9 protein-coding genes, 1 tRNA gene and 1 pseudogene are annotated in these 9,726 nt (G+C 68.6%); 5 read left to right on the top strand and 6 right to left on the bottom strand.

Features of this window, described 5'->3' with window-relative positions; translation table 11 throughout:
* Positions 1-1,008: phytoene desaturase family protein (crtI, locus tag VFT73_RS12870; RefSeq protein WP_326411746.1), on the bottom strand; the 1,008-nt coding region annotated here is incomplete at its 3' end.
* Positions 1,005-2,102, bottom strand: a complete 1,098-nt coding sequence (gene crtY / locus VFT73_RS12865) for a lycopene beta-cyclase CrtY (protein WP_326411744.1) — start codon at positions 2,100-2,102, stop codon at positions 1,005-1,007. The genes crtY and crtI, both read right to left, overlap by 4 nt.
* 87 nt (positions 2,103-2,189) lie before the next feature.
* Here crtY and VFT73_RS12860 point away from each other — a divergent pair, with 87 nt between their 5' ends.
* From VFT73_RS12860 to VFT73_RS12845, 4 genes are all read left to right on the top strand, one after another.
* Positions 2,190-3,917, top strand: coding sequence for an FAD-binding protein (locus tag VFT73_RS12860; RefSeq protein WP_326411742.1), 1,728 nt, complete (start codon positions 2,190-2,192; stop codon positions 3,915-3,917).
* Positions 3,918-4,102: 185 nt separating this feature from the next.
* On the top strand, positions 4,103-4,864 hold the full coding sequence (locus tag VFT73_RS12855) for a sterol desaturase family protein (RefSeq protein ID WP_326411740.1): 762 nt from the start codon (positions 4,103-4,105) through the stop codon (positions 4,862-4,864).
* A gap of 10 nt (positions 4,865-4,874) precedes the next feature.
* Complete coding sequence (locus VFT73_RS12850) at positions 4,875-5,705, top strand: MipA/OmpV family protein (RefSeq protein WP_326411738.1); 831 nt, start codon at positions 4,875-4,877, stop codon at positions 5,703-5,705.
* Between the two features lie 28 nt (positions 5,706-5,733).
* On the top strand, positions 5,734-6,537 hold the full coding sequence (locus tag VFT73_RS12845; RefSeq protein WP_326411736.1) for a hypothetical protein: 804 nt from the start codon (positions 5,734-5,736) through the stop codon (positions 6,535-6,537).
* 6 nt (positions 6,538-6,543) lie between these two features.
* Here VFT73_RS12845 and VFT73_RS12840 read toward each other — a convergent pair whose 3' ends face one another.
* The 4 genes from VFT73_RS12840 to VFT73_RS12825 all read right to left on the bottom strand — a co-directional run bounded on the left by VFT73_RS12840 (position 6,544) and on the right by VFT73_RS12825 (position 9,424).
* Positions 6,544-7,887, bottom strand: coding sequence for an ATP-binding protein (locus VFT73_RS12840; RefSeq protein WP_326411734.1), 1,344 nt, complete (start codon positions 7,885-7,887; stop codon positions 6,544-6,546).
* Positions 7,884-8,606: a response regulator transcription factor gene (locus VFT73_RS12835; protein ID WP_326411732.1), complete on the bottom strand. Its 723-nt coding sequence runs from the start codon at positions 8,604-8,606 to the stop codon at positions 7,884-7,886. Before VFT73_RS12835 ends, VFT73_RS12840 begins: the two co-directional genes overlap by 4 nt.
* 138 nt (positions 8,607-8,744) lie before the next feature.
* Complete coding sequence (locus VFT73_RS12830; RefSeq protein WP_326411730.1) at positions 8,745-9,257, bottom strand: hypothetical protein; 513 nt, start codon at positions 9,255-9,257, stop codon at positions 8,745-8,747.
* A gap of 93 nt (positions 9,258-9,350) precedes the next feature.
* Positions 9,351-9,424, bottom strand: a tRNA-Gly gene (locus VFT73_RS12825).
* A 53-nt stretch (positions 9,425-9,477) separates the two neighbouring features.
* On the opposite strand from VFT73_RS12825, the pseudogene VFT73_RS12820 reads away from it, so the two are divergent.
* Positions 9,478-9,726 (top strand): annotated as a pseudogene (locus VFT73_RS12820) (threonine synthase); the annotation flags it as partial.

Here is a 9,726-nt window from a genome sequence, read left to right as displayed (position 1 = left end):
CTCGTCCAGCAGCCCGCGATAGCGCGGACCGAACAGGATCATATGGTGCGGCAGCTCCGGAAACGTGCCGCGCACCCCGAAATGCACCAGGAACAACGACGGCGAGAAGCGCTTCTTCTCCAGCCGCCGCCCCTCGCGCCGCCCGCGCGCGTTCGGCAGCAAATCGCGATAGCTGTGCACGATGTCGGCGTTGGAGGCGACCGCGTCCGCCTCCGCTCGCCAGCCGCTGGCGGTGCGCACGCCGGTCACGTGGTCGCCCGCGCTCTCGATCTCCACAACGGGGTCGCCCAGCCGCAGCGTTCCGCCGATCCGTTCGAACTGACGCACCATGCCCGCAACCAGCCGGTTGGTGCCGCCTTTCGCGAACCACACGCCGCCGTCGCGCTCAAGCTTGTGGATCAGCGCGTAGATCGCGCTGGTCGTCATCGGATTGCCGCCGACCAGCAAGGTGTGGAAGCTCAGCGCCTCGCGCAGTTTCTCGTTGTGCACGAAGCCCGAGACGACCGAATAGACCGACCGCCAGGCCTGATAGCGCGCCAGCGCCGGCGCCGCCTTCAGCATCGACGTAAAGTCGAGGAACGGCGCGGCGCCGAGCTTCACATAACCTTCGCGGTACACGCCCGCCGCATAGTCGAGGAAGCGCCGGTATCCCGCCACATCGGCCGGGTTCAGCTTCGCGATCCCGGCCGTCAGCTGCGCGTCGCCGTTCGAATAGTCGAACACCGTGCCGTCCGGCCAGGTGAGGCGGTAGAAAGGCGCAACCGGCACCAGCTCGACGTCCTCGGCCATGTTGTGGCCGGTCAGCGCCCACAGCTCCTTCAGGCAATCGGGATCGGTGATGACGGTCGGTCCGGCATCGAAGATAAAGCCGTCCCGCTCCCAGAAATAGGCGCGCCCGCCCGGCTTGTCGCGCGCCTCGACGATCGTCGTCTGCACGCCCGCGGATTGCAGCCGTATAGCCAGCGCCAACCCGCCGAACCCCGCGCCGATCACGATTGCGCGCTTCATCGCTTGAGCACCGCGGCAAGGGCACGGCCGACCGGCACCGGCGGCTTCCCGGCAAGGATGCGCACCTTATCGGCCAGTGTGGTCTGCCCGGCATAGAAGCGCCCGATCAGCGGCTCCGGCAGCCGGTAGAAGCGCTCCAGCACGTGGTAGCGCTGCGCCGGCTCGGCCGCACGGAACAGCATCGTGTCGAGCAGCCGGTAAAAGCCGCGGGCCTGCCACGCCCGTTCGGCATGCTCCCGCGTCAGCCGCGCCAGTGCTTCCGCGGACAGGTCCGGCGCCGCCGCAATGGCCGACGCCAGCCGCACTGCGTCGGGCAGCGAGTAGCCGGTGGTCGGGTGGAACAGCCCGGCGCGCATCCCGGCCTTGGCGATGGCTTTGCCGGTGGAGCGCCAATAGGCGTCGAAATCGCCTCCGATCACCACCGGCAGCACGCCCGTTTCCTCGCGTTCCCGTGCGGCTACCCGCCAACCCTGCGCCGCCGCATAGGCCTCGATCCGCGCGCCGATCGCGGCCACGTCCAGCCCGGGCGTGTCGCTGTAATAAGTGTCCTCGACGAACACGCATTCGCGATCGAACGGCAGCAGGTAGACGAACCGGTAACCGTCGACCTGATCGACCGTCGCGTCCATCACCACCGGCCGCGTCAGGCCGTGGCCGCCCTCGACGCGCAGCACGCGCCCGACGAATTTCTGCCATCCAAGATCGAGCGTGCCGAGATCGCCTGCGCCCCGCGCATCGATTGCTGCGCCGTCCGGTTCGCCTTCCTCGTTCAAGCGGACGGCCGGCAGCCGCTCGCGCAGCACCCGGTCGAACCGATCCGAATCGATGGAATTATACCCGGACGAAAGCACCCGCCGGTGCCCCGGAAAGCGCACCTCGTATCCGTCCCAGCGGTGCGACACGAACGGCTCGACGATCCATCGGTCCGCATCGGCAATGTCGCTGTCGAAGAACGACCAGATGTGATTGCCGCCCAGCGCCGCCCCGCGCTCGACCAGCGTCACGCGCACCTCCGGCCGGCGCTGGCTGAGCGCAAAGGCGATCAGCCCACCCGCCAGCCCGCCGCCCAGGATCGTGATGTCGCCCTCGCTCACCCTCAAGCCCTAGCCGCAACGGCGCGGCCCGCCAAACTGTTGCCCCGTGCCATCTGCGCTGCGAGAAGAAGGGCGGGAGGAGAGGGCATGGATCGCAGGCAGGTCGTGAAGCTGATGGCGGCGGCGCCTGCGCTGGCCGCGCTTCCCGAGGCGGGGTTCGCCCGGCCAGAGCCCGCGGACTGGGACGCGCTCCGCCGCCGGCTGGGCGAGCGGCTGATGGTGGTGCGCTCGCCGCTTGCCGAATGCGCGCGCTCGGGCGGGAAGGGCGCCGATGCGCTGTTCGCGAAGCTGAAAAATCCCTATTATCTGGGCGACGAACCAGGCCTGACCCAGTCGCTCGGCTGGACCGATGCCTGGACATCGCAGCCCAGCGACTATGCGGTCGCGGCGGAAACCGCCGCCGATGTAGCGGCCGCCGTGAATTTCGCACGTGAGCACGGCGTCCGGCTGGTCGTGAAGGGCGGCGGCCACAGCTATTTCGGCAACTCGAACAGGGCCAACTCGCTGCTGGTCTGGACCCGTCGGATGAATGCCGTCGCGCTGCACGACGGCTTCGTGCCCGACGGTGCTCCAGCCGGCACAGCGGCGCAGCCGGCCGTGTCGATCGGCGCCGGCGCAATTTGGGGCGACGTCTACCGCGCCGCCTCGGTCGAGGCTGGCCGCTATGTGCAGGGCGGCGGTTGCCTGACGGTCGGCGTCGGCGGCTTCGTGCAGGGCGGCGGCTTCGGCAGCCTGTCGAAGACGTTCGGCACCGGGGCCGGCAATCTGCTGGAGGCGGAGGTGGTCACCGCAGACGGGCAGGTCCGCACAGTCAATCGCTGGCGCGATCCGGACCTGTTCTTCGCGCTGCGCGGCGGAGGCGGCGGCACGTTCGGCGTCGTCACGCGCGTGACGCAGCGTACCGATCCGCTGCCGCCGACCATCGGCGCGATCCTGTTCTCCGTCGAGGCGCAGAACGCCGCCGCCTGGCGCGCGTTGGTCGCACGAACGATAGCCTTTTATGCCGAAGCGCTGTTCCGGCCCGAATGGGGTGAGCAGCTCCGCTTCACGCCCAGCCGGCGCCTCGGCGTGTCGATGCTGTGCCACAGCCTCGACGAGCAGGCGATCCGCGCCACCTGGGCGCCTCTCCTGTCATGGCTGAAGAGCCGGCCGCAGGATTACAAGCTCGCCGGCGAGCCGCTGGTGCTGGCGGCGGATTCGCGCCATTTCTGGGACCCGAAATTCCTGCGCGCGCTGCCGGGCGTGGTGCTGCCCGACGACCGTCCCGGTGCCTCGCCCGACCATGTCTTCTGGGCGACCAATCGCGGCGAGGCGGGGCAGGTGCTCCACGCCTACCAGTCCGCCTGGCTGCCGAAGGACCTGCTTGCGCCCGCCCGCCAGCAGGCGTTGGTCGATGCGATCGTCGCCGCCTCCGCCGAATGGAGCTTCAGCCTGCACACCAACAAAGGCCTCGCCGGCGGCGCGCCCCAAGCGATCGCGGCGGCCCGCGAGACGGCCATGAACGGCCAGGTCGCTGACGCCTTCGCGCTGCTGATTTGCGCTGCCGAGGGCCCGCCCGCCTGGCCCGGCATTCCCGGCCACGAGCCCGACGTCGCGACCGGCCGCAAGGAAGCAGCCGCCGTCACTCGCGCGATGGCGCCGTTCCGCAGGCTGGTGCCGGATGCCGGCTGCTACATGTCCGAATCCGACTATTTCCGCCGCGACTGGCAGCGCGCCTATTGGGGCGACAATTACCCCCGCCTGCTCACGGCCAAGCGCAAATACGACCCGGGAAATCTGTTCACCTGCCACAATTGCGTGGGTGCGTCCGACTAGCCCCTCTCCCCGGCGGGGAGAGGCGACTCAGGCCGCATGCCGGAGCGGGGTGAGGGGCCAGAGCGACGTGCAGCGAGCGCGGCTCGCTTCCCCCTCACCCTCCCAAGCCTGTCGGCTTGGGCGCTCCCTCTCTTGCAAGCGGGAGAGGGGCTATAGCCGCCACGCGCTTTGCATTAAGACGCGGCATGACCCCGATCCTTCTTTCCGCGCTTGCGATGACGGTGATCGTCGGCGTCCGCTATCTTGCGGTGAGCGGGGCCTTCGCGTTTGCGACGCGGGCGGTGCGGCCGGGACTCTATGCCGGACTCGGGCCGCAGATCGGGCGGGAGATCGGGTGGTCGCTGGCCTCAGCCGCGATTTACGGCATTCCCGCCGGCGTCGTCGCCTGGGGCTGGCAGGCGCGGGGATGGACGCGGATCTATACGGATCCGGCCGCCTGGCCGCTCTGGTGGATGCCAGTGTCGGTGCTGCTCTACCTTGCAGCGCACGATAGCTGGTTCTACTGGACGCACCGATGGATGCATCGGCCGGGCGTGTTTCGCGCCATCCACGCCGTCCATCATGCCAGCCGGCCGCCGACGGCATGGGCGGCGATGAGCTTTTCGCCCTTGGAGGCATTCACTGGCGCCGTCGTCATCCCGGCGCTGGTTTTCCTGATCCCGATCCACGCCGCGATGCTGGGGGTGGTACTGGCGGTGATGACCGTGATGGGCGTCACCAATCATATGGGGTGGGAGATGTTTCCGCGAGCCTTGGTGCATGGCCCGTTCGGCCGCTGGATCATCACCGCCAGCCACCACCAGCGCCATCACCAGCATTATCGCTGCAATTACGGCCTTTATTTCCGGTTCTGGGACCGGCTGTGCGGCACCGATCGCGGGCTCGGGCGCTTCGACGACGCAACTGATCGGCAGGCCGGACGTTGCGCGTCCGTATCGGAAGCATAAGGGTCGTTTCGTGAAGCCAGTCCTGATCGCCGTCGCCGCGTTCGCCGCCGCTCCCGCCGCCGCCCAGACGGCGGTCGACGATCCGCTGCTGAAGGAGACGGTCACGATCGCCGCCGGGGCGGCGTACATTCCCTCCTATGTCGGCTCGGACGATTATCTGGTCGTGCCCGCGCTCGGGGCGCGCGGCAGCATCTCCGGCTTCAATTTCCAGTTCCGCGGCACAGAGGCGAGCGTCGACCTGATCCGCAACCGCGATCCGCACGGCATCGATTTCCAGCTCGGCCCGGTCGCCGGCGTGAACCTGAACCGGACACGATCGATCAAGGACCCGCAGGTGAAGGCGCTCGGCAAGCTCGACACCGCGATCGAGCTCGGCGGCTATATCGGCATCGCCAAGACCGGGGTCATCACCAGCGCCTACGACACGCTCAGCGCCAGCGTCACCTACACTCATGACGTCGCCGGCGCACACGACAGCTATCAGATCACGCCTTCCGTCACCTACGGAACGCCGCTCAGCCGCAAGGCCTATGTGCTTGTGTCCGGCTATGCCGACTATGTCGGCAAAGACTATGGCGACTATTATTTCACCGTCACCCCTGCGGGCGCTGTGGCGAGCGGCCTGCCGGCGTTCAGCGCGCGCAAGTCCGGCATGCTCGGATGGGGCGCGACCGCACTGGTCAACGTGTCGCTGACCGGCGATCTGACCGGCGGACTGTCGCTGGTCGGCGGCGGCGGCTATTACCGCGTGCACGGCCGCTACGCCCGCTCGCCGATCGTCGCGATCGCAGGCGACCGCGATCAATGGTACGGAGGTCTGGGGCTGGCCTATACGTTCTGAACGTCTCCGGGGGGCCGGGAGAAATGGTATGCGTTCGTCTGCTTTCCTTGGAATCGCGCTGCTGACGGTAGTCGGCGCATGCGGCGGCGACGGTTCGAGCCAGATGCCGGGCCCCAGCCCGACCGCCACGCCGCTCCCGACTCCTGCTCCGACACCGGGCCCGACCGGCACGCCGACTCCCGGCCCCAGCCCGACGCTCGGCTCGAAAGTGGTCGAGTTCTCGTTCGTCAACGACACCAACGGTTTCCGGGCAGACTATTCGGATTTCGTGCCGGGCCAGGAGCCAATCATCGCGTTCCGCGCCGAGCCGGAGCAGCTGCCCCCGCCGCTCGCCAGTCTCTCCGGGTTCGCGGTCTCCGCGCCCAATCCCTCGACCGACCTGTTCATCTATATCTGGAAGCCGGTGACGGGCCTTGCCCCCAACACCCGCTATCAGGTGACGGTCAGCCTTCGTTTCGCGACCAATGCGCCGCCGAATTGTCCGGGCAATCCCGGCGAGAACGTCACGATCAAGGCCGGCGCGAGCGCAGTGGAACCGGCCAGGGTCACCCAGCTGAATCGCGTCACCGTCAATTTCGACAAGGGCGATCAGGCGACCGGCGGCACCGACGTCGCGGCGCTCGGCGATTTCACCCAGACCACGACCGCCGGCACTTGCGACCAGCCGCTCTACAGCGAAAAGACGCTGACGACCGGCGCCACCGCTCCCGCCGTCACCAGCGACGCGAACGGGCAGCTGTGGCTGGTGATCGGCGCCGATTCGGGCTTTGTCGGGCGCACCAGAATCTACTTCCTGAACGGCGAGGCGACCTTCTCGCCGCTGGTCGGCTAGCCCCCGCTAAGCCTGGAGCGGCAGCCGCATCGTCGCCCTCAACCCGTGCTCGCGGTTGGCGAGCGTCAGCGTGCCGCCATGCGCGTCGACGATCGCGCGGGCGAGGGCGAGGCCGAGGCCCGCGCCCCCGGTGTCGCGGCTGCGCGAGCCCTCCAGCCGGGTGAACGCCTCGAACATGCGCTCGATCTCTTCGGGCGGAATGCCGGGGCCGTCATCGTCGACCTCGACCACCGCCCAGGCCGGCTCGCGGAGCACGCGCACCCGCGCGCGCTCGCCATATTTGAGCGCGTTCTCGATCAGGTTCCTGAGCGCGCGCTTCATCAGGCTCGGCCGCATCGGCACCGTCAGCCGGTCGGTCTCCTCGACGGAGACGTCGGCGCCCAGATCCTCGAATTCCTCGGCGACGCTGTCGATCAGCGCCGGCAGGTCGACTCGCTGCTCGGCTTCGCTCGGATGACCGAGCCGGGCGAGCGACAGGATGTCGTCCAGCGTCTTGTTCATGTCGTCGATGGTCGCCGCCATCCGCGCGCGCTCGCCTTCGTCCTCGACCAGCTCGGTGCGCACCCGCATCGAGGCGAGCGGCGTGCGAAGATCGTGGCCGATCGCGCCCAGCATCCGGTCCTTCTCGTCCAGCATCGCGGTGATGCGCGTCCGCATCGCGTTGAACGCCGCGATCAGCCGGCGGATGTCGGACGGGCCCTGCTCGGCGATCGGCTCTGGCGCGGTGCGCCGGTCGAAGCGTTCGGCGGCGTCGCGCAGCTCCGCGAGCGGCCGCGCCAATCGTCCGCCGACCCACAACACCGTCAGCAGGATGAAGCCGTAAAGCACGAAGGTCTGGAAGATCAGCCCGCCGAACACGCCGGCGTGGAGCGGCGGCAGCGGCGCCGCGGTCGTCACCCAGCGCGAGGGCGCGATTTCGGCCGACACGACGATCACGCGGCGCTGCAGCACGGCCGACTGGCGCAGCAGCCGCCCCTTGTCATCGACCTGCACCTGGAACTCGCGCGCGGGAATCTCGGCCGCCTCGATATGGCCGACGCGAATGCCGACCTGGCCGAGCATTTCACGGGCAAAAGCGGCGACATCGGGCCGCAGCTCCATTTCCGGCCGGATCGGGCTGGTGGTGGAGGCAAGCGACCCGCGCAGCATTTGCGGCGTGGTCGCGCCGGTGCGAGTCCGCTGCACCGATTCGGCCAGCCGCGCGATCGCCAGCGTCGCGGTCTGCACATAGGTCTGGCGCTTGGTCGCCTGCAGCAGCAGCACGAAATTGACCGCCTGCGCCACGCCCAGTGCCAGCGCCATCAGCAGGGCAAGCTGCGCGCCGAGGCTCCGGGGCCAGACGCGCCTCAAAGCCGCGTCACGTCGGCGGCCAGCGTGTAGCCGCCGCCCCATACGGTCTTGATCAAACCCGGATTTTTCGGATCGGCCTCGATTTTCCGTCTCAATCGGCTGATGTGGTTGTCGATCGCACGGTCGAACGCGTGCGCCTCGCGGCCATAGGCCAGGTCGAGCAACTGATCGCGGCTCAGCACCTGGTGCGGGTGGGTGGCGAAAGCGAGCATCAGGTTGAACTCGCCGGTCGACAGCGGCACCTGCACGCCGTCGGGGTCGACCAGCCCGCGCTCGCCAGCTTTCAGCACCCAGCCCGCAAAGGCGTAGCTGCCGGTTTCGGGCGCACGCTGCTTGATGCCGGCGCCGCGCCCGGTCCGCCGCAGCACCACCTTGATCCGCGCGACCAGCTCGCGCGGGGAAAACGGCTTCACGACATAATCGTCGGCGCCCATTTCGAGCCCGACGATGCGGTCGGTCTCCTCCGCCATTGCGGTCAGCAGGATGACGGGCAGCTCCGACGTCTCGCGGATGTGCCGGCACAGGCTGAGGCCGTCCTCGCCCGGCATCATCACGTCCAGGATGACCAGGTCGATCGCATAGCCGTGCAGCCGCTCGCGTGCCTGCCCGGCGTCGCCGGCCTGCGTCACGCGAAAGCCGTTGCGGTTCAGATAGGTCGCGAGCGGCTCGCGGATCGAGCGCTCGTCGTCGACCAGCAGGATGTGCGGCTTGTCGTCCATGTCATCCTTTCCAAGCAGGCTTGCACAGGAAAGGAAAGGGCGGACGAGGCAGGGTCGACCTCGTCCGCCCCGGCTCTCCGGCGGCCGCGCCACAGGGGGAAGACGCGGATTGGCCGGACGGAGGCATCCGGAGGCGCGTTACTTGCGCTCGGAATGCTCCCGCATCGCGGCGTGAGCCTGCTCGCGCTCCGCCGCGCTGATCGTGCCATCGTGGTTCGCGTCGGCCCGGTCGAAATGCTCGAGCGCGCGCTTCTGGAATTCGTCGCGGCTGATCGCGCGGTCGCCGTCCGCGTCCGCCATCATCGCCATGTGCCGCATCATCGGCCGGCCGCGTCCGTGCATCGCGGCGAGCTTCGCTGCCCCCGCATTCCATTCGTCGCGGCTGATTGTGCCGTCGTGATTGGCGTCGGTGCGGTCGAACATGTCGGCCGCCATCTTCGCGTGCATCGCCTCGCGGTCGGCGCGGTCGAGCCTGCCGTCCTTGTTGAGGTCCATCCGGTCGAAATGGGCGTTCGCCATGGCGACCACCTGCGCGCGGGTCATGTCGCCCGTCGGGTGATCGCCCATCTCGTGCGGCTGCCCGGCCGCCAACGCGATCCCGCTGGTCAGCGCCAGTGCGCCAAGCGCCGAAATCATCAAAGCCGTCGCCATAACCCACCTCCGATGCTGCCGGTCTAGGCGGCAATGGTCGCGGGAGTTTGTCGGTGGCGCCGCGATTATGTCGCGATTTGTCGCGGAAAGCGGTGGAGCGGGTAACGGGGATCGAACCCGTATCACAAGCTTGGAAGGCTAGTGCTCTACCATTGAGCTATACCCGCCCGAAGGCGAGGCGCCGCTTGCCTTACCGTCGCCGAGTCGTCAATGCCGCCGCATGCGTAGCGATGTGAACCTGACCGCCGACCGTCCCACCTATGTCACTGATCTGGAATGCTCGGCGAGCGGGCAGAAATATCCCGCGGACACGCTCCATCAGCTGTCGGACGCGGGCAAGCCGCTGCTGGTTCGCTACGATCTTGAGCGGCTGGCGCGCGAATGGTCGCGCGAAGACGTGGAAACGCGTCCTTCGGACCTGTGGCGGTGGCGCGAGCTGCTGCCGGTGCGGCGCACCCAGGATATCGTC

The organism is Sphingomonas sp. (genome assembly GCF_035758555.1).
GTDB lineage: Bacteria > Pseudomonadota > Alphaproteobacteria > Sphingomonadales > Sphingomonadaceae > Sphingomonas_B.
This window is presented reverse-complemented; position numbering and strand designations above follow the sequence as displayed.

Excerpts from the sequence above, each read along its gene's own strand:
- VFT73_RS12860 (WP_326411742.1), top strand. The coding sequence starts at position 2,190 with ATGGATCGCAGGCAGGTCGTGAAGCTGATGGCGGCGGCGCCTGCGCTG.
- VFT73_RS12830 (WP_326411730.1), bottom strand. The coding sequence starts at position 9,257 with ATGGCGACGGCTTTGATGATTTCGGCGCTTGGCGCACTGGCGCTGACC.
- VFT73_RS12855 (WP_326411740.1), top strand. The coding sequence starts at position 4,103 with ATGACCCCGATCCTTCTTTCCGCGCTTGCGATGACGGTGATCGTCGGC.
- VFT73_RS12835 (WP_326411732.1), bottom strand. The coding sequence starts at position 8,606 with ATGGACGACAAGCCGCACATCCTGCTGGTCGACGACGAGCGCTCGATC.
- VFT73_RS12845 (WP_326411736.1), top strand. The coding sequence starts at position 5,734 with ATGCGTTCGTCTGCTTTCCTTGGAATCGCGCTGCTGACGGTAGTCGGC.